The organism is Chryseobacterium binzhouense (assembly GCF_007474545.1).
Lineage (GTDB): Bacteria > Bacteroidota > Bacteroidia > Flavobacteriales > Weeksellaceae > Chryseobacterium > Chryseobacterium binzhouense.
On the sequence record NZ_VKOG01000008.1, the window covers coordinates 24,057 to 44,673 of the forward strand.

A 20,617-nucleotide genomic window follows, 5' to 3' on the forward strand; every position below is an offset into this window, starting at 1 on the left:
AATACTGAGCTTTCACTCAGTATTATCTGTTTTACCTGTTTTGTCTTTTGAAGATTTTTGCACGTCTTCTTTGTCTACATCCGAAGGGTTTTGTTTTTCTGAAGATGCGGGAATGTCGCGGAAATCTTCGTTTTGTTTCTTTGTTTCTGCGGTATTGGCAGATTCTTTTTTATTTTTTTCTTTTGAATCCATAGTATTGAATTTAGAGTCCGAGAATACCGATTTTTCCGGTCTTATCTTCTATTGTGTAATTCAAAGCCTTTGCCAAAACAAAAATATTGTTCAGATTTTCCATTAATTGTGTACGGCCTTCGTTTCTCAGCTTATTTTGATCTACGGAATTTATGGCAGTTTGTTTTGCCTTTTGAGTAACATTTTTAATGTCTTTTTCTGAAATTCTGTTGAAGAAAGAATCATCCAGTGACTGAATTTCTACACTCGGCGTAATTCGTATCTGCGCATCCGGAAGTTCTGTAATAACCAGTCTTTTATTAATAGAATCTACTTCTATTTTCATCTTGTTGAGATCATAGGAAACCTGTGCGTTGGTTTTGGTGTAGGTAATGATACTGTTACTCGTCATTTCCTTTCCAAAAAACTCATAGCTCATTTTGGTTTTCTGCATGGCTGAAAAATTCTGTTCCAGAACGACCATCTTATTCATTTTCGAAATCTGATTGGTCAGGATGTAATAATCTGATTTTTCTTTCTTTTCAGTTGCGTTAAAGCAGGATTTAAAACCAAAAAACAGGAGCAACATTAATAGAACTCCTGCAAAAAACGGTATGATAATTTTTAAATTTCTCAATTCTCTTTCTTAAATATTTCTCTGATTACCGACCGGTCATCTTTTCCAAGAATTTCTACCAGATCTCTTTCAATATATCCTGTAGTCGGCATTTCAATAATTCTTCCAATTTCCTTGCCATATTTTTCTACAATGATGGTGGGAACTTTGTGCACATTATATTTTACCTCGTCACCTGTAGGAGATTCTTTTTTTCTGTTTACAGCAATGATGGTGAGTCTGGTATCAGGATATTTCAATTCATCCAGAATCTTCATCAATCTCGGGAAATCTCTGTGAGAATCTTCGCACCATGTTCCCAGAAAGACAATAATATTATAAGAATTAAGTTTACTTTTTTTAAGTTCAGTAATGGCTTTCTGATCTAAAGCATACTCGTTGAACTCTTTTACATACCAGTCCGCATAAGGCTCTTTGGTAAACTGATCTTTCAATTGGTGCCCCAGAAGCATTTTTTCGTCGTTGGTGGTTTCTACTTCACGATTCACAACCACTTTCTGAGCGGCTAGCTGCTGTGAAGCAATTGCCAAAACTGAAACTGCTACAATTCGGGTAATAATTTTTTTCATTCTAATTGTCAATTATTGATTTTAAATCAGCAGGAGAATAGTATTTGTTTTTCAAAACCTTATGATCAGATTTTCTGTATACATTAAATTTTTCTCCTGATTTTTCGTAGAAAGATTCTACTTCTTTTTCTTTATAAAATTCAACGGTTTCCTGTGCCTGTTCTTCATTGTCGCACGCTTTAGACATATTGGAACGCTGCACTTCGTTGAACAGTTCTACAAATTTACTGCCAAGACCAAATTCTAAGACAGCTCCGCTCAAAACATACTGTAAGTCGCACAATGCATCTGCAATTTCAACAATATTGTGATCTTCAATAGCTTGTTTTAACTCGTTCAGCTCTTCCTGTAAAAGTTCTACTCTTAGGTTACATCTTTCTTTCGAAGGAATCTGAGGGGTATCTAAAATAGGTGCTTTAAAGGTGGTGTGGAATTCTGCTACTTGGTTCAAGCTGTCAATTTTATCCATGAAATATTTTAATTTTAAGCAAATATAAAAAAATGATGATAGAATTACATCTGCCGTTATCAATTAGGCTGAAAATATCATTAAAAAAAGCTGTCTTATTTTGACAGCTTCATGATTTCTAATTGAACTGCAAAAGCAATTCTTTTATTCTTTTCATGGCTTCTCTCAAATCTTCTTCGGAAGCAGCATAAGAAAAACGAATGCATTCCGGACTTCCGAAAGATACGCCGCCTACACAACCGACATGAGCATTCTCCAGCAAAAACATAGCAAAATCATCAGCATTTTTGATCTCAGTTCCGTTCAGGGTTTTATCTATATAAAAGGAAATATCAGGAAAGAAATAAAATGCTGCTTTTGGTAAAACTACCTTAAAACCAGGAATTTCTTTCATTAAATCGTACATCAGATCCCTTCTGCTTTTAAAGGCATCAATCATGTAACGGTATTCTTTAGGATCGGTTTTCAGTGCCGTGATAGAAGCCCGCTGTGCCATTGTATTGGCTCCGCTGGTCATTTGTCCCTGAATTTTTTCACAAGCTTTCGCGAGCCATTCCGGGCAGGCAGAATAACCAATTCTCCAACCTGTCATTGCAAAAGCTTTGGACATTCCGTTGATAACGGCTGTCTGCTCATACACTTCAGGAAACTGCGCAATGGACGTGGTCTTTGTCTCGTAATTGATATATTCGTAAATTTCGTCTGATATTACCGTTACGTGAGGATATTTCGCAATAACTCTCGCTAAAGATTTAAGTTCATCATAGGTGTAATATCCGCCTGACGGATTGCAGGGTGAACTGAAAAGAACAGCTTTTGTTTTTTCATTAATAGCTTCATCAAGCTGTTCTGCAGTGATTTTAAAATCAGTGACATACGATGTAGGAAGCATTACGGATGTACCGCCCATCATTTTTACCATTTCATCATAGCTTACCCAAAAAGGAGTAGGAAGAATAACCTCGTCACCATCATTTATAATAGAAGCCAAAACATTGATGATAGCCTGTTTTGCACCGTTAGAAACGCAGATTTGTGTAGGTTTGTAATCTACACTGTTGTCTCTTTTTAATTTTTCAGAAATTGCCTGTCGAAGCTCCAAAAAGCCGGGAACAGGAGAGTAGTGGCTGTAATTTTCATTGATGGCATCAAAAGCAGCCTGTTTAATGTTATCGGGAACATCGAAGTCCGGTTCGCCCAATGTTAAACTGATTACATCTATTCCACTGGCTTTCATTTCTCTTGCCTTATTAGACATTACAAAAGTCTGAGAATATCCTAATCTTTTTACTCTGTCTGAAAGTTTATCCATATAGTTTTGTCTTTTGAACAAATATATAAAAACTTAGTTTGAATCTGAGTAGAATTTTGTAATGCCTTTTACTTCTTATTAAAGCCATAGTAGCTAATCTTGATTTACTGCAAGCAATCCGTTTTTTTATTTTTGTGACTCATTAAATTGCTGAATGTTTTCATCAACTCTTTATCAGGGCAGGTTTTGCTTTCATAATTTTTAATATTATCAGGACTGAGTCTGCTTTTTTCGGCAGAACGAACAGTGTATTTTTTCTCAAGACATTTTTCCAGCTTGTTGTTGATATAGTATAATCTTTTTTCGGTTATTTCATCTTTGGTTTCCGGTTTTTCTGCAGTTCCGCCGTCAAAATTCCAGACGGTTTCCTGCTTAAAAATAAAGAAAGCCTGATCATTATTTACAAAATAATTTTCTATAGCTGAATAATGACTGTACTCTGAAAAAGAATGCTTGATGGATCTGATTTTTCCGTTTTGTGAATAGTATACAACTATCCCTGAACGCTCATTACATTCGTAATTAAAGCTTGTTGAGTCCAGTTTTTTTGCATTTATCTGCTGATTGATTTTGGTATATTCTGCTTTTATCTCATCTGTATTTTGTAATGAAATCTTTGCAGTATCTGAGATTTTAGATGTTTTATTTGATTCATTTTTGGAATCTGAATTGTTTTTTATTGGAGACTGTTTTTCACATGAAAAAATTAAAATCAGACACAGCAATATTGGTATGTTTTTCATATTAATCGGGATTGTATTCACATCAACCAAAAAATATGCAAATCATTAGCTGTAAAATAAAAACAACCGCAGAAGCGGCTGTTTTTTAACGATAAAATTTTATTTACAGTTTTCGTTATAATCCAGAATAACTTCATCAATGATTTGAGGAACATCAGACATTACATCATCAACCTGGTTTTTGATAAATTTCCCTAAACCTGTTCTCTTTTTTGTGTCGTTTTTCATCGAAGCATATTCTCCTCCGGCAATTTTACTTTTTACTAGGGGACAGTCTGCTGTGATAATCTTCGCTTCTTTCAGATCAAATTCTTTTAGTTTGCTTCCCTTTTTTGTATAAATATAGGAAGGATTATTACGCATTCTTTCTGTTTCTTTCTCTGCTTCTTTGATTTGACTGTCCCCTGCAGCAAAGCTTGTCGGAAAACCGTACAATCTGTAAATTTTGATTTTACCATCTGTTACAACTTCTGCAAACTGATTGGTCTTGGTAAGATTATTAAATGCTTTGATGTTTCCGCTTAATCCGCTTGTTGCAGTGTTTAAACCTTCTTTTACGTTGGTGTATTTTATTACCTCAAAATGTCTTTCGTTATTATTTTCATCATAGGCAACATATTCTTTGAGGTCATCAGAGTCCATTGTTTTAAATTTCTGCTTCTTTTTGGACTTGTCAATATCCGAAACAGCAACAAATTTTACTTTTTTCTGGTTATCCCAAGGATTACGGGCATCACCAACCATTCTTACAATACCTTCTGTCTTTTTGCCGCTTTTATCGACAATAAAACCAAATTTTTCGTTGCTTTTAAGCTCATAATCTGTTGTTTCATCCTGTCCGTATAGAGATGCACTCATAAGACTTAATACACTTAATAATAAAATTTTTTTCATGTTTTTTTGAATTAATTAAGGCTGTAAATATGAGGATTTTTTTTGAATGTCAAATATAATTCATAAAAAAACCGAAACTAATCAATGTTCCGGTCTTTTATTTTAGATTACTGATATCTTTTATGTTCTTTATTTTTCACAAAAAGTTTTATTACAGGCTTAAAGAAAGCTTTATATTTTTCTGAATCGAATAGTTGAGAATCGGTAAGTGCTTTGTAAGTCATCAGTATACCAAATGGAAACAGAATAATATTGGGAAGCCATGCGGCAAGATAAGGATCCATTTTTCCTGACCATGCTACGTTTTCAAAACCCACATTAATAATGTAAAATACAATGAAAATAATGATTGCAATAATTACAGGAACTCCCATTCCTCCTTTTCTGATGATAGAACCAAGGCTTGCACCAATCATAAAAAATATGATGCAGGTGAAAGAGTAGGTGAGCATTCTTTGTTGATAAAGAATTACCTTACTGAAGTATTTTTTGCTGGGATCTATCTCTTTATCTTTTGAATCCAAATTAGATTTTAATGTTTCCAGCCTGGAATATGCATTGCCGATTGCCTGAGTTTTTTTATCAGATTTTATGGTATCAATTTTATACTGCTGTTTAACAGGGGCTTTTGTTTTGTTTTTATCCATATAGGTGACAACAGAATTCACCTGATTCATCATCTCATTACTGATGTTTTCATTGATTCTTGCATTTTCCTTTTTGGTTTTATCAATGGTAGCAAACAGTTCGTTGAAGGTTTGAAAACGATAATCATCAGTGATTTGCTCTTTTTCAATGGCTTTATCAATCAGTTCACTGATATCAAAATGTGTAATAAGAGTGTCAAATTTTGTTCCCTGATCTGGTTGTTTTAATCGTACATTTTCAGATTTGCCTGCATGAGAATCTTCGGTTACATATCCGTTGTACAAAATCAGCTGCATGTATTTTCTGTTTTTGGCATTGGCAAATTTGCCTTTTTCTGCAACGATAGTCTGCTGATTTTCGAAATTGCCTGCTTTTTTATGGATAAAAACACCTTCCAGATCCCTGCCTTCGTCGCCTTTTATTTTATCAAATTTCACCATATAACCAGGAAGCTGATCAATGAACTGTCCCGGAGTAAAATTGAGAGCAGGCTTTGTCTGTGCAATATTATAGAGCATGTTTTTTGCCTTTCTCTGAAAATCAGGTATAATATTATTAGAAAAAATATAAAGAAGAATAGCAAGTACAATGGTTACTCCGAAGAGAGGCATCATGACTCTGGTAAGTGAAATTCCGGCAGCTTTCATGGCGACAAGCTCATATCTTTCTCCCAGTTCGCCAAAGGACATGATGCTTGCCAGAAGAATGGTAAGCGGTAACACCATACTTACAACATTTACTCCGAGATAAAAAAGGAGCTTCATAATCTGAAATGTAGTAAGACCTTTTCCCATAAACTGCCCCAGCTGAATCCAAACAATATTCACAATAAAGATGAAAAACAGTACACTGAATATGAAAAAAAACGGACCAAAAAAGGTCTTGATGATGTATCGGTCTAATATTTTTAACATTCGCCAAAATTAATGAAAAAGCCACAAAGTTTTCTTTGTGACTTTAAATTTTAATATTTATTTAGAACTATAATTCTGTAACGAGATAATTTTTGAATTTATTTTTATCAAACACAAACATATTTGGGTCTAATTGCTGATTTTCTTTGTATTCTTTGATGGAAATAACAGAAATATCTTTGTTGGTTCCGAACTGTTCCAGCTTCAGCATCTGTTTTTTTGCAGCATCTACATAAAGGTAAATATGTTTAAGTCCGTTTGCTTTTACAGGGGTAAGTTTAATTAAATCTGCGTTTACGCCGTCAACAGTTTTCTTTCCGCTGTAGATTACGTTGTAATCTTTTCTGTAGGAAGTCAAATAATTGATAGGGGAAAACATAGCACTGTTCTCATTCGGTCTCGCAACCGTTACTTCTTTATCTTCCTCATTGATGTTATAAATCTTGCTGCCGTCAAAGATCTGCTCGGTTTCCATGATTTTCAGTTTGTATTTGTTACCTGCTGAATAATAGATTCCCGGTTCAGTCTTAGAAATCGTACCATTGGCTCCGCTTCCGAATGCAAATTTAAAATAAGAATTTTTCTTGGAATTGTAGTTTGCCGTAATATCGTCTAATATTTTTTTTGCTTTAGCGTCAATTTTTTGTGCCTGTGCAAATCCTGTACTTCCTACTATTAATGCTCCTAAAACTATCTTTGAAATTATTTTTTTCATTTTATTTTCTATATTTCTATTTTTTAGACTTTCACAAAAGCAATAAGTTAAATTTTAGCTTCGCAAATCTTCCAAAAACTGTTCCAAAGAATGAAGATCGCTAATGAGAACTTCTCTTGCTTTAGCTCCGTTGAATCCGCCTACAATACCACTTGCTTCCAGCTGATCCATAATTCTTCCGGCTCTGTTGTATCCCAGTTTCAGCTGTCTTTGAAGCATAGAAGTTGAACCTTGCTGAGTTGAAACAATAATTCTCGCAGCATCTTCAAACAAAGCGTCTTTTTCGTTAGGATCAAAAGCACCAACTGAGCTTGTAGCATCTTCAGAAACATATTCAGGCAGCAAAAATGCAGAAGCATAACCTTTTTGTTCACCAATAAATTCTGCCAGCCTTTCAACTTCCGGAGTATCTACAAAAGCACATTGCAATCTCAGAATTTCATTTCCATTGAAATAAAGCATATCTCCTTTACCGATCAGCTGATCAGCTCCCGGAGAATCTAAAATCGTTCTGGAATCTACACTCGAAATTACACGGAATGCAGCTCTTGCCGGGAAATTGGCTTTAATCATCCCTGTAATAACATTCACCGATGGTCTTTGTGTAGCAACAATCAGGTGAATTCCTACCGCTCTTGCCAGCTGAGCTAATCTTGCAATCGGGAGTTCTACTTCTTTGCCTGCGGTCATAATTAAGTCTGCAAACTCATCCACCACCAAGACAATATACGGTAAATAGCGGTGTCCGTTTTCAGGATTCAATTTTCTTTCGCTAAACTTTTTATTGTATTCTTTTAAGTTTTTACAGAAAGCATTTTTAAGAAGGTCATAACGCTGATCCATCTCAATACAAAGCGAATTGAGGGTATTAATAACCTTATTGGTATCGGTAATAATCGCTTCTTCAGCATCCGGAAGTTTGGCTAAATAATGTCTTTCAATTTTTGAATATAAAGAAAGTTCCACTTTTTTAGGATCTACCATCACAAATTTCAGTTCGCTCGGATGTTTTTTATAAAGAAGTGAGGTCAAAATAGCATTAATTCCTACCGATTTTCCCTGTCCGGTTGCTCCTGCCATCAAAAGGTGAGGCATTTTTGACAAATCTGCCATAAAAACTTCATTAGAAATAGTTTTCCCGAACACAACGGGCAAATCCATATCCGTATTTTGAAATTTTTGAGAAGCAATTACTGATCTCATAGAAACCATCGTAGGATTTTTTCTCGGAACTTCAATGCCAATCGTTCCTTTTCCGGGCATTGGTGCGATAATTCTGATTCCCAGAGCAGAGAGATTTAATGCAATATCATCCTGAAGCTTTTTGATGGATGCTACTCTGATTCCTGCTTCCGGAACAATTTCGTATAAAGTGACAGTAGGTCCTATCGTTGCTTTTATTTCGGCGATACCTACATTAAAGTTTTTAAGAAGACCTACAATTTTATTTTTGTTTTCTTCTAATTCTTCTTTATTGATTGAAATTTCTTCATTTCCATAATCTTTCAAAAGATCTAAAGTCGGCATCTGGAATTTGGCAAGATCCAATCTGTGATCATATAAACCGTGTTTTTGTACCAATTCTTGAGACTGCCTGTCAGAATCCTCAATGATATCAACTATTGGCGCTACTTCCACATTAAATTTTATATCTTCAACCGGCTCAGAAAAATTGGATGAAATATCAAAAGCATCTTCAGGCTTTACGGCAGGAATAAGGTTTTTTGTTTCAACACTCAGGTTTAGAGAAGTTTCAGTTATTTTTTCTTCATCAAACGATGTCTGATTGGGAGTTACAATAGTTTCAGCATTTGATACCGGCTTAGATTCCTTAAATGGAGATTCCTTTTTAGGTTTTTGAACCTTAATTTCAGATTCGTCAGTTACTGTAATATTGGGAGAATCGGTATTGTTGATTTCTTCTTCCAGTTCCTGATCTGCTTCAAAGCTTTCATCAGAATTGGGCATCATAGATTTTACCCTTCCGATAGTATTTTCGTTGATGGTATTAAGCTTTGCCTTTACTGAGCTGGGACGAAGATTAAATTCAAGAATAAAATAAAGTGCAATACTTACGACTAAAACTACCCAAAGACCTACAGTTCCGATGATTGCAGAAAGAGAATCCATAATCTGATAACCGTAAACTCCGCTTAGAACTCCCTGTCCTTTGGTAATGGCTCCAAAAAGAATAGGAAGCCAGCAGATGAAAAACAGAGAATGACCAAAAGTCATCCATGGTTTAAAAATTTTCTTTTTCAGGATCATGGTTCCGAAAACCACAAAGAGAAATGCGACAATAAATGAAGCCACCCCAATACTTTCAAAAATAAAAAGGTTACCCAGCCAGTCACCCAGTTTTCCGAAAATGTTTGATGACTGTATGCTCTTGTCCAGCATAGTTCCTGCCTGACTCTGATCTGCTTTCCAGTTCATCAGATAAGAGATAAATGACAATGTAAGAACACCGGCAAAAACGATAAACATTAAGCCGAAAAATATGCGGGGTTTTGATAAAATTTTACCTGCTTCAGGTGTCTGAGATGGTTGTTTGGGTAATTTCTTTTCCATAATTTAAGTGTGGCAAATTTAATGTTTTTTTTAGATTTTAGTAATCTTTTAGAAGAAAAGAGCTTTGTTTTTTGTATTCGTATTTTATAGCTGAAAACCTGACTGATAATTAAGATTAAAATATTTTTAAATTTGTTATTTTGAATGATTCAAAATAAGCAAAAACCTTTCTGGAATGATAAAAAACAGCTTTTTTTGCCGTCCTTTCGGTTTATCATCCTTATTTTTGCATGTCAAGTAATATAAAATCATGAAGAAGCTGCAGGATATACTTATTTCCACCAGAACAATGGCTGTTCTACTGCTCGTTTATGCATTTGCCATGGCTTATGCAACTTTTTTAGAAAACGATTATGGTACACCTACCGCAAAGGCATTAATCTATGAAGCCAAATGGTTTGAGCTGATTATGCTTCTGCTTATCCTCAATTTCGTAGGAAATATAGGAAGATACAGACTTTGGAGAAGAGAAAAATGGCCTGTCTTGGTTTTTCACCTTTCTTTCATTTTTATTTTTATCGGGGGAGCTATTACAAGATATATCAGCTTTGAAGGACAAATGAGCATCAGAGAAGGGCAGACTTCCAACGAAATTGTAACGGATAAGCATTTTTTTAAAATTAAAATTGAAGAAAACGGTGAGACTCTTGATTATCAGGATGTACCATATCTGATGTCTCCGCTGCATAAAGATTTTAAGGCAACGTATGATTTTAAAGGAAAAAAAATCAAAGTAGTAACGCTTGATTATGTTCAGAGAAAAAAAGACAGTCTGGTTGCAGATCCTAATGGTGCAGAATATCTTCATTTAGTATCTACTGCAGAAACAGGAAGGCAGAATATTTACATTAAATCCGGAGAGACAAAATCAATCAATGGGACTTTGGTTACTTTCAACAGAGCTATTGACGGTGCAGTAGAATTTAAACAGGAAAACGGACAGATTTTAATTAAAACTCCTGTAGATGCTGCTTATATGACCATGGCAACGCAGGCAACCGGAAATACTGCCAAAGATCAGTATCAGCCTTTGGCTTTGAGAAGCTTATACACAATTAACGAATTAAAGCTGGTAGTTCCTGAAGGTTTAAGAAAAGGAAAACTGATGGCTTTTGAAGGTGATAAAAAGAAAGATCAGAATGTTCCTGATGCAATGACGATAGAAATTGAAGGTCCGAAAACCAAACAAACTGTTGAGCTTTCTGTAGAAAGAGGAAATCCAAATGCATACAAGCAGATTGCAATGGATGGGTTGAATATTATGGTTGGTTTTGGTCCTAAAATTTACAACACTCCTTTTGCGTTGAAGCTGGACGATTTCGTAATGGAAACTTATCCCGGAAGTTCTTCTCCGAGTGCTTATGAAAGCCATGTGAAAATTATCGACGAAGGAAAGCAGATTCCATATAATATTTATATGAATAATGTTTTGAATTATAAAGGTTACCGTTTCTTTCAGGCAAGTTATACGCCGGACAGAATGGGAACTTTACTCTCTGTAAATCATGATTATTGGGGAACTCTGATTTCTTATATTGGATATGCATTTTTATTCGGAGGAATGTTTGTAATGTTTTTCTGGAAAGGAACACATTTCTGGAAGCTTAATAAAATGCTGAAAGACATTAACAAGAAAAGAACAGCGATGGTTCTTCTGCTTTTATTAAGTCTGAATTTCAATGCACAAAAAATTGAAACACACGGAACATCCGACGGAAGCAGAGAACATGTTCATACAGAAGGAGATGGTCATAATCATGCTCCTGCTCCTGAAAAAGTTGCATCGGAAAGCAGACCGCAACAAAATTCTGTAGCCGCTCCGCTTTCAAAAATGAGAATTATTTCGCCGGACGAGATTATAGCGAAAAATAAAATCAGCAGAGAACATGCGGATAAATTTGGTTATCTTTTAGTGCAGAATTATGAAGGCAGAATAGTTCCTATTAACACACAGGCTTTAGATGTTTTAAGAAAATTATATAAAAAAGATAAGTTTAAAGGAAGTGACGGAAATTATTTGACAGCTGAACAATGGTTTCTGTCAATCAATACAGATACTCCGAGCTGGACGATGGTTCCCTTAATTAAAGTAGATGCAAAAGGAGGTAAGGAACTTTTGAGAAAAACAAAAGCCAATGAAGATGGTTATACTACTTTAATGAGTCTTTTTCCTGCAGATGCCAACGGAAATCTTACCTATATTTTGGATGAAGACTACAATACAGCGTTTCGCAAAAAACCTGCAGAGCAGTCAGAATATGACAAACAGGTGATCAAACTCAACGAAAGAGTACAAATTTTTAATGAATTTTTCAGTGGTCAGTTTTTAAGAATTGTTCCTGTGAAAAATGATCCAAACCATACTTGGCATTCGTGGCTTGATCAAAAAATGGAACCTGATATGGAATCCCAGAAAGTGATGGGACCTTATTTTGCAGAGGCACTTCAGGCACAGAATACAGGAAATTGGGCAAAAGCTGATATTGAACTAAAAAAACTTTCTGATTTTCAGCAAAAATGGGGAAAAGCAGTTGTACCGTCTCAGTCGAAAGTTGATCTGGAAGTTTTTATGAATAAAGCTGACATCAACTTTAAGCTTTTAATTTTTTATACGATCATTGGCGGTTTGCTTTTTATTTTAGGTTTTGTAGAATTATTCAAGCCTAATAAAATTTTAAACAGAATTATCAAGGCGATTATTTATATTGGAGTTGTAGGCTATATCTGTCATTTCTTCGGATTAGTAGGAAGATGGTATATTTCAGGTCATGCTCCTTGGAGTAATGGTTACGAAGCTATCATATTTATTTCTTGGGTTGGTATTTCTGCCGGATTGATGTTCTATTTTGGATTCGGAAAGAGTTCAGGAGTACAATTGCCAAACCGTACGTTAGCAACAACAATTAGATTTTTCGGGAATGATAATCATTCCAACGCCTTAATTCCTGCAGCCGGTTTTATGGTGGCTGTTATTATGATGGGATTTGCTCATGGAGGTTCTGCTCTTGATCCGCAAATTACCCCACTGGTTCCGGTTCTTAAATCGTATTGGCTGATTGTACACGTTGCCATTATTGTATCTAGTTATGGTTTCTTTGCGCTGTCGATGATTATAGCCGTGATTTCATTGATATTCTATATCATTACAGATAAAAAGCAATTCAAACTGCACAATGATTCTACTCTGAAAGAATTGGCAATTGTTTCTGAAATGTCTTTAACAATTGGTCTGTTTGCATTAACTGTCGGAAACTTTTTAGGCGGAATCTGGGCAAACGAATCCTGGGGAAGATATTGGAGCTGGGATCCGAAAGAAACATGGGCATTTATCTCGATCATGGTGTACGCATTTGTTTTACACATGAGATTGGTTCCTGGATTAAGAAGCAGATGGGCATTTCACGTAGCGACAATGTTTGCATTCTGCTCAATGGTAATGACATATTTTGGGGTGAATTATTACTTAAGCGGACTCCATTCTTACGCAGCAGGAGATCCTGTTCCGATTCCTGTTTGGGTTTATATTGGTTTGGCAATAATGCTTACATTATCTATTGTCTCTTACGTTAAGTTTGTTTCTTTAAAGAAAAAATAAATTTAGTTGTATTATAAATAAAATCCCGAAAGTAATTTTTCGGGATTTTTTATTTCAAAAAAATAAATTTAAAACCAAAATTTATATCTGTTTTTTACATATCTTTATGATATCAAAATAATATCAATTTAAAATTAACACTATGGAAAAAGTTTTAAAACCTATGTCTGGCTATTTGGCACTTATTATCAGTCTGCTTTTGCTGGCTTTTTGTATTTATCTGTTCGTTCTCGGGGTAGATGATAGGGTAGACAATAATGTTACTTATCTTATTATTTCGTTTGTGTGTTTTGCTGTTACATTGTTTTTCATGAAAGGCTTGATGATTATTCAGCCTAATCACTCAAGAGTATTGAATTTTTTCGGAAAATATGTAGGAACAGTGAAAGAAAATGGTTTGTTTTTCATCAACCCATTATACTCTTCACAAAAAATGTCTCTCCGTTCTGAAAATTTGCAGGGACAGACGCTTAAGGTAAACGATAAAATGGGAAATCCTATCGAAATTGCTGTTGTTATGGTCTGGAAAGTTGGAGACACTTACAAAGCTGCTTTTGATGTTGAAAGGTATACAGATTTTGTAAAAATGCAGAGCGAAGCAGCAGTTCGTCATTTGGCAATGAGTTTTCCTTATGACAATTTGGAAGACGATCATGCGCCGATAACTTTAAGAGAAGGTGGCGATAAAATCAATTCGATTCTTGAGCAGGAACTTACCGACAGATTATCCAAAGCGGGTATCATCATCCAGGAAGCCAGAATTTCACATTTGGCTTATGCATCCGAAATTGCAGGAGCAATGCTTCAGAGACAGCAGGCAACAGCAATTGTGGCAGCCAGAACTAAAATTGTAGAAGGAGCTGTAGGAATGGTAGATTTAGCTTTAAAGAAACTCTCGGAAGAAAATATTGTAGAACTGGATGATGAAAGAAAAGCAGCAATGGTAAGCAATCTTATGGTAGTTCTATGCGGTGAAAAAGCAGCAACTCCAATTTTAAACGCTGGAACATTATATAATTAAGTAATTTTGAGGCTAAGAATTAATAACAAGCATAGGTCTTTGAGTGAAATTGAAGATTCTATGTAATCAAACGCCTTTTCAAACTTAAAAACAGACAGATTATAAAAAATCTTTGCGCCTTTGGGTTAAAAACAAAAAGCAATAAGAAAAACCAAGCAATAAATGAAATCAGAAAAAGCCCAAAATTCGTCAGAACATAAAACAAAAAAATCCTTTGTGATAAGAATTGACGAATCTACCTATAAGCTTCTGGAAAAATGGGCGAATGACGAATTCAGGAGTGTAAACGGTCAGATTGAATTTCTACTAAATCAGAATCTGATCAATTCAGGAAGAAAGAAAAAAGAATAAATAGAATTAAATATTAGTACAGCAGAGATTTTTCTCTGCTTTTTTTAATCCAGACAGCTTTTGAGGCTATCGGCTCCAAAATAAAAAATTACCAGCCAGACCAAACCTTTTATGGTGAAAAATGCCAATCCTGCCCATCCGACACGCTTAAACCACTTTTTAAATTTGGATTCTTTTTCCTGTGAATTTTCCATTTTTAAATTTTTTACTCTTACAAAGATAACCATGTTTATAATTAGTCCAAATAAAATAAGCCTGAAAATTAAAATTTTTCTGTTGGATAATATTTTTTTATCTTAGGCGAAACGAAAAGTTAAAATTGTATGTCTAAAAAAGCCAAAGATTTCGGAATTGAAAAATCATTAAAAAATTTAGGAATCAAAGATGAAAATAAAGGAACTTCTACCGGAGGGAAGTTTTTTGCATCAGGAAAATCTATCGAAAGTTATTCTCCGGCAGACGGAAAGCTTATTGCTAAAGTAAAGCTGTCGGGAGAAAAAGATTATGACAAAGTAATAGAATCTGCACAGAAGGCATTTGTAGAGTTCAGAATGATTCCGGCTCCGAAAAGAGGAGAAATTGTAAGACAATTAGGATTAAAACTTAGAGAATATAAAGACGACCTCGGTAAACTGGTTTCCTATGAAATGGGAAAATCTTTACAGGAAGGTTTGGGAGAAGTGCAGGAAATGATAGATATCTGCGATTTTGCAGTCGGTCTTTCCAGACAGCTTCACGGTTATACAATGCACTCGGAAAGACCGGGACACAGAATGTATGAGCAGTATCATCCTCTTGGAATTGTGGGAATTATCACTGCATTCAACTTTCCGGTGGCAGTTTGGGCGTGGAATACCGCTTTAGCCTGGATCTGTGGAAATGTCACCATCTGGAAGCCTTCGGAAAAAACTCCGCTTTGTGCTATTGCCTGTCAGAACATAATGAATGAAGTTCTAAAGGATAATGATCTTTCTGAAGGAATTTCGAGTGTTTTGGTTGCAGATCACGAAATCGGACAAAAACTGGTAGATGACAAGAGAGTTGCATTGATCTCATTTACAGGTTCTACAAGAGTGGGAAGAAGGGTTTCTGCAAAGGTAGCTGAAAGATTTGGAAAATCAATTTTGGAATTGGGCGGAAACAATGCAATTATTATTTCTAAAGATGCAGATTTGGATATGTCAATTATTGGAGCAGTATTCGGAGCTGTGGGAACTGCAGGACAAAGATGTACTTCTACAAGAAGGCTGATTATCCACGAAAGCGTTTATGATGAGGTGAAAAACCGTTTGGTGAAAGCTTATGGACAACTGAAAATAGGAAATCCTCTGGATGAAAGTAACCATGTAGGTCCGCTGATTGATACTGATGCAGTAAAACAATATGAAAAAGCCATAGAAAAATGCAAATCTGAGGGCGGAAATTTTATTGTGGAAGGCGGTGTTTTATCCGGAAAAAATTACGAATCAGGCTGTTACGTAAAGCCTTGCATTGCTGAGGTTGAAAATTCTTACGAAATTGTTCAGCACGAAACTTTTGCACCAATTTTATATTTAATCAAATATTCAGGTCTTGATGAAGCGATTGCCATTCAGAATGATGTGCCACAAGGTTTGTCATCAGCAATTATGACTCAGAATCTGAGAGAAGCAGAGCTTTTTCTTTCACATGCCGGATCAGATTGCGGAATTGCCAATGTGAATATAGGAACTTCCGGTGCTGAGATTGGTGGTGCTTTTGGTGGTGAAAAAGAAACAGGTGGAGGTAGAGAATCAGGTTCTGATGTATGGAAATATTACATGAGAAGACAGACCAATACCATCAATTATACAACCAATCTTCCTTTAGCACAGGGAATTAAGTTTGATTTATAATTTTCAATTTAAACTTGAGTTTTTCAGGGATTTAATTGGTGTTTTATTAGTTTAAATCTTTGAATTTTTTTAATCTTTCAATCACAGTTATATGGACAATACACTTGAAATTCAAACAAATAAAGTAAAAGAAACGGTAGGAAGACACGTGTTAGCAGACGGGTTTGACTTTGTAATGGATATTGAAAATTCTCACGGATCATGGATTCATGATTCACTTTCAGGAAAAAATTTCCTGGATATGTTCTCTATGTTTGGCTCCGGTTCTATCGGTTACAATCATCCATATCTGCTTGAAAAGGCAGAATGGCTGGGAAAAATGGCAGTGAACAAACCCACTTTGGCAGATGTTTATCCCAAAGAATATGCTCAGTTTATTGAGGTTTTCGAAAGGGTAGTAATGCCCAAAGAACTTCAGTATGCTTTTTTTATTGAAGGCGGAGCTTTGGCAGTAGAAAACGCTATGAAAGCATGCTTTGACTGGAAAACAAGAAAAAACTTTGAAAAAGATCTTGATATAGAAGCCGGAATCTGCATTCATTTCAGACAGGCTTTTCACGGAAGAAGCGGTTATACGTTAAGCTTAACCAATACTTCGGATCCTAGAAAGTATCAGTATTTCCCAATGTTTGAATGGCCAAGAATCCTAAATCCTAAATTGCATTTTCCGATTACAGAAGAAAATTTACAGGAAACTATTAAAAATGAAAATTTAGCTTTGATACAGATCACAGAAGCTATTCTTGCCAATCCTAATCAGGTTGCCTGCATTATCATTGAGCCTATACAGGCGGAAGGTGGAGACAACCACTTTAGAGATGAGTTCTTTCAGGGGCTAAGAAATATTTGTGATGAGCACGAAGTTTTGCTGATTTTTGACGAAGTACAGACAGGAATAGGAATTACCGGGAAAATGTGGGCATTTGAACATTTCAGCGTGAGACCGGATATTATTTCTTTTGGTAAAAAAACACAGGTTTGTGGAGTTTTGGCTAATAAGGAAAAATTCGACGAAATTCCAAACAATGTATTCAGAGAAAGTTCCAGAATCAATTCTACATTCGGAGGAAACTTTATTGATATGCTTCGTTTTCAACTTGTAATGGAAGTTATTGAAAAAGAAAATCTTCTAGAAAATGCTGAAACTGTAGGAGAGTACCTTTTGGAAGGTCTGCAGAATTTAGCTCAGAAATATCCGGAGAAATTGTCTAATCCTAGAGGAAAAGGTTTGATGTGTGCTGTAGATTTGCCTTCAGGAGCGCAGAGAGATCATCTGAGAAATATTTTATACAATGATCACCTGATTATTCTTGCGTGTGGAGACCAGTCAATACGTTTCAGACCACATCTTAACGTGACAAAAGAAGAAATTCAGATCGCTTTAGATAAAATTGAAAATAATATTAATAAAATTTAAAACTCTGTAATTTGGAATTTTAAATTAAAATTTCTATATTTAGATACTCAAAATGTAAAGAATATGGACAGAAATACTAGAGTATCAGTTTTTGAAAGTGATAAACCCGCTGAAATACAGTTGATTAAATCTAAATTGGATGATGCCCAGATTGCCAATGATGTGGAAAACAATTATTTGACATTTACAACTACTCCTACTGCAACTACTCTTAAAGTGATGGTTGATTTACAGGACGAAAAAAAAGCATTTGAAATTATTGATGCTTATCTTCAGCAAAACGAAAATTAATTAAAACAATTTCATAATTTTAAATTTTACTACTTCAGAAACCGAAAGTTAATTTTTTAGCTTTCGGTTTTTTATGAATAAAAATTAATGAAGATTTTGGCATTGATTATGATATTTTGAATTTTAAAGACTTTAATAAAAAATCTTTATGACTGATAATAATGAAATTCATTTCAGAGAAGCAAACTCTGAAGACAGAGACAGTATCTGGGAAATTATCCAACAGGCTATAGACAGAAGAAAAAAAGATGGAAGCTCCCAATGGCAGAATGGCTATCCTAATCTTGGTACTATTGAAAGTGATATTTCTAAAAATTTTGGCTACGTATTAACCGTTGATGGCAGAATTGCTGTTTATACTGCAATTATTAAGAATGACGAACCTGCATACAGCAATATTGACGGTAAATGGTTGAGTGACGGAGAATTTGTTGTTATACATAGAGTTGCAGTTCATAATGATTTTTCAGGAAAAGGATTGGTAAAAGTTTTATTTGATAAAATTGAAGATTTCACAGCATCTTGCGGAATTCAGAGTGTGAAAGTCGATACCAATTTTGATAATGCTGCAATGCTCAAAATTTTAGAATCTAAAGGCTATACCTATTGCGGAGAGGTATTTTTATCAGGAGGTGTTCGCAAAGCTTTCGAGAAGATTATTTTTTAAAGCAAAAGTTAAATTACATTTCATTGATTCTTATAGAAGCGAATTATTTATAAACTCTATCAGGTTTGTTCGTTTTGTTCCGAACTAATTGATAATTTTGAAAAAAATATGATTGATGAATCAAACATTAAAGGTAGATAAGAAAATTTTTCAGGATGCCGTAAAATTTTACGGAACTGTCCTCAATCTGCCGCCATTAGCGTCCAAAATATATTCCTACCTCATTTTCGATTTTGATAAGGTGGGAATTACTTTTGATGAATTTGTAGAGGTTTTTTCGGCAAGTAAAAGTTCTGTATCTACGAGCGTAAGCCTTCTTCTCAACCTTCAGCTGATAGTTGACATCAATAAGATGGACGAGCGTAAAAGATATTTTTTCGCTAATGATGATTACAAAAGAATAAGGTTCGAAAAAATTGTTCAGAAAATGAAAGATGAACTTAAACTGATGGATGATTTGAAAAACTTCAGAGGAAATGAAAATAAAGATGCAGAAGAAAGAAATGAAGCTTATAAAGCACTTTTAAATAAAAGTATAATTACAATTCAGGAATCTCTTAATAAACTATGATATGACAAATAAGCTTATACTATTTTCTGCGGGAGCATTATTGCTTACTGCCTGCAAAGAAGAAGCTCCAAAACAGGATGGTCCTAAACCCTATCCTGTAGTTTCTGTAGAAAATAAAAATATAGTGGGCTATGATACGTTCCCGGCGACTATTCAGGGAAGAATAAATAATGATGTAAGAGCTAAAATTCAAGGCTATATTACTCAGGTTTTAGTAGATGAAGGGCAGTATGTGACTAAAGGACAGCCATTGTTCCGGCTTGAAACCAATATTCTGACCGAAAATGCAGCAGCCTCCAAAGCAGGTATTGCCGCTGCAGAATCCAGCATTGCAGCAGCCAGGGCTCAGGTAAGTGCTGCAGAAGTAGAAGTAAATAAACTAAAACCTTTAGTACAGAAAAATATTATCAGCAATGTGCAGCTTCAGACCGCTCAGGCAAATCTTGCACAGGCACAGGCAGGATTACAGCAGGCAGTCGCAGCAAGAAAACAGGCGGTTGCTAACTATAAGGGTGTAGAAGCCAATATTGATTATTCTGTGATACGTGCGCCAATTTCAGGAGTGATTGGTAAATTACCTTTAAAAGTGGGAAGCTTAGTAGGTCCAACAGATCAGACTCCGCTTACAACTATTTCAGATACATCCGAAATTTTCGCTTATTTTTCTATGAATGAAAAATCTTATTTTGATTTTCTGGAAAAATCTGTTGGCGCAAATCTCCCTGAAAAAATTAAAAATCTGCCGATGGTAGAACTTCAGCTTGCCAACGGAAGCATTTATCCTGAAAAAGGAAAAATTGAAGCTATAACAGGCTCTATTGATGAAACTACCGGAACCATTCAGTTTAGGGTTGTATTCAAAAATGCGCAAAAGCTTTTAAGCAACGGAAACAGCGGAACCATCAGATTCCCTAAAAACTTTGACAATGTTTTGGTTGTTCCGGAAAGTGCTACCTACGAACAGCAGGGTATTGTTTATGTTTATAAAGTAGATAAAGATACTGCTAAAAATGTTGTGGTGAATGTGATTGACAGGATTGATAATTTGGCACTCATCAAAGATGGAGTAAAACCAGGTGATAAAGTAGTGGCACAAGGTACGGGAAGTCTCAAAAATGGAACTCCGGTGAAACCTCAGCCGACCACAACCGATGAAGTCGTAAAATCTATAAAACCGAAATTCTAAA

The 20,617-nt window shown here is 35.2% G+C and carries 20 protein-coding genes; 9 read left to right on the top strand and 11 right to left on the bottom strand.

From position 1 onward, the window contains the following. Window positions 1–12: 12 nt before the first annotated feature. The 10 genes from FNE73_RS15395 to FNE73_RS15440 form a co-directional block, all read right to left on the bottom strand. Window positions 13–192 (bottom strand): hypothetical protein, encoded by a 180-nt coding sequence (locus tag FNE73_RS15395; protein WP_089744814.1) that lies wholly within the window; start codon window positions 190–192, stop codon window positions 13–15. A gap of 10 nt (window positions 193–202) precedes the next feature. After that, window positions 203–808: a DUF4230 domain-containing protein gene (locus FNE73_RS15400; protein ID WP_143885447.1), complete on the bottom strand. Its 606-nt coding sequence runs from the start codon at window positions 806–808 to the stop codon at window positions 203–205. After that, the gene (locus tag FNE73_RS15405) at window positions 805–1,377 is read right to left on the bottom strand and encodes a TlpA family protein disulfide reductase (protein ID WP_143885448.1); all 573 of its coding nucleotides are present in this window, start codon (window positions 1,375–1,377) and stop codon (window positions 805–807) included. The genes FNE73_RS15400 and FNE73_RS15405 overlap by 4 nt, the downstream gene beginning before the upstream one ends. 1 nt (window position 1,378) lies before the next feature. After that, window positions 1,379–1,846, bottom strand: a complete 468-nt coding sequence (locus tag FNE73_RS15410; protein ID WP_143885449.1) for a pyrophosphohydrolase domain-containing protein — start codon at window positions 1,844–1,846, stop codon at window positions 1,379–1,381. Between the two features lie 118 nt (window positions 1,847–1,964). Further along, window positions 1,965–3,158: a pyridoxal phosphate-dependent aminotransferase gene (locus tag FNE73_RS15415; protein WP_143885450.1), complete on the bottom strand. Its 1,194-nt coding sequence runs from the start codon at window positions 3,156–3,158 to the stop codon at window positions 1,965–1,967. Window positions 3,159–3,262: 104 nt separating this feature from the next. Next, the gene (locus FNE73_RS15420; RefSeq protein WP_143885451.1) at window positions 3,263–3,901 is read right to left on the bottom strand and encodes a hypothetical protein; all 639 of its coding nucleotides are present in this window, start codon (window positions 3,899–3,901) and stop codon (window positions 3,263–3,265) included. 99 nt (window positions 3,902–4,000) lie between these two features. Beyond that, window positions 4,001–4,795: a hypothetical protein gene (locus FNE73_RS15425; protein WP_143885452.1), complete on the bottom strand. Its 795-nt coding sequence runs from the start codon at window positions 4,793–4,795 to the stop codon at window positions 4,001–4,003. A gap of 107 nt (window positions 4,796–4,902) precedes the next feature. Further along, window positions 4,903–6,357, bottom strand: coding sequence for an LptF/LptG family permease (locus tag FNE73_RS15430; RefSeq protein ID WP_143885453.1), 1,455 nt, complete (start codon window positions 6,355–6,357; stop codon window positions 4,903–4,905). 67 nt (window positions 6,358–6,424) lie between these two features. Then, window positions 6,425–7,072: a LolA family protein gene (locus tag FNE73_RS15435; protein ID WP_143885454.1), complete on the bottom strand. Its 648-nt coding sequence runs from the start codon at window positions 7,070–7,072 to the stop codon at window positions 6,425–6,427. Window positions 7,073–7,126: 54 nt separating this feature from the next. After that, window positions 7,127–9,643, bottom strand: coding sequence for an FtsK/SpoIIIE family DNA translocase (locus tag FNE73_RS15440; RefSeq protein ID WP_143885455.1), 2,517 nt, complete (start codon window positions 9,641–9,643; stop codon window positions 7,127–7,129). 250 nt (window positions 9,644–9,893) lie between these two features. On the opposite strand from FNE73_RS15440, the gene ccsA reads away from it, so the two are divergent. From ccsA to FNE73_RS15455, 3 genes are all read left to right on the top strand, one after another. Then, the gene (gene ccsA, locus FNE73_RS15445; protein WP_143885456.1) at window positions 9,894–13,238 is read left to right on the top strand and encodes a cytochrome c biogenesis protein CcsA; all 3,345 of its coding nucleotides are present in this window, start codon (window positions 9,894–9,896) and stop codon (window positions 13,236–13,238) included. 142 nt (window positions 13,239–13,380) lie between these two features. Next, window positions 13,381–14,259: an SPFH domain-containing protein gene (locus FNE73_RS15450; RefSeq protein ID WP_143885457.1), complete on the top strand. Its 879-nt coding sequence runs from the start codon at window positions 13,381–13,383 to the stop codon at window positions 14,257–14,259. A 162-nt stretch (window positions 14,260–14,421) separates the two neighbouring features. Further along, window positions 14,422–14,610: an Arc family DNA binding domain-containing protein gene (locus FNE73_RS15455; protein WP_143885458.1), complete on the top strand. Its 189-nt coding sequence runs from the start codon at window positions 14,422–14,424 to the stop codon at window positions 14,608–14,610. A gap of 44 nt (window positions 14,611–14,654) precedes the next feature. Here the strand turns inward: FNE73_RS15455 and FNE73_RS16780 are convergent, their stop codons facing one another. Then, window positions 14,655–14,804, bottom strand: a complete 150-nt coding sequence (locus FNE73_RS16780; RefSeq protein WP_160814002.1) for an FAM210 family protein — start codon at window positions 14,802–14,804, stop codon at window positions 14,655–14,657. Between the two features lie 129 nt (window positions 14,805–14,933). Between FNE73_RS16780 and amaB the strand changes: the two genes are divergently transcribed. From amaB to FNE73_RS15485, 6 genes are all read left to right on the top strand, one after another. After that, the gene (amaB, locus tag FNE73_RS15460) at window positions 14,934–16,484 is read left to right on the top strand and encodes an L-piperidine-6-carboxylate dehydrogenase (RefSeq protein ID WP_143885459.1); all 1,551 of its coding nucleotides are present in this window, start codon (window positions 14,934–14,936) and stop codon (window positions 16,482–16,484) included. A 91-nt stretch (window positions 16,485–16,575) separates the two neighbouring features. Further along, on the top strand, window positions 16,576–17,901 hold the full coding sequence (gene lat, locus FNE73_RS15465) for an L-lysine 6-transaminase (protein ID WP_143885460.1): 1,326 nt from the start codon (window positions 16,576–16,578) through the stop codon (window positions 17,899–17,901). Window positions 17,902–17,964: 63 nt separating this feature from the next. Beyond that, the gene (locus FNE73_RS15470; protein WP_089744800.1) at window positions 17,965–18,192 is read left to right on the top strand and encodes a DUF2007 domain-containing protein; all 228 of its coding nucleotides are present in this window, start codon (window positions 17,965–17,967) and stop codon (window positions 18,190–18,192) included. A gap of 148 nt (window positions 18,193–18,340) precedes the next feature. Next, on the top strand, window positions 18,341–18,859 hold the full coding sequence (locus tag FNE73_RS15475; protein ID WP_143885461.1) for a GNAT family N-acetyltransferase: 519 nt from the start codon (window positions 18,341–18,343) through the stop codon (window positions 18,857–18,859). Window positions 18,860–18,974: 115 nt separating this feature from the next. Then, window positions 18,975–19,430, top strand: a complete 456-nt coding sequence (locus FNE73_RS15480) for a P-loop NTPase family protein (RefSeq protein WP_143885462.1) — start codon at window positions 18,975–18,977, stop codon at window positions 19,428–19,430. Window position 19,431: 1 nt separating this feature from the next. Continuing rightward, the gene (locus FNE73_RS15485) at window positions 19,432–20,616 is read left to right on the top strand and encodes an efflux RND transporter periplasmic adaptor subunit (protein WP_143885463.1); all 1,185 of its coding nucleotides are present in this window, start codon (window positions 19,432–19,434) and stop codon (window positions 20,614–20,616) included. Window position 20,617 lies beyond the last annotated feature (1 nt).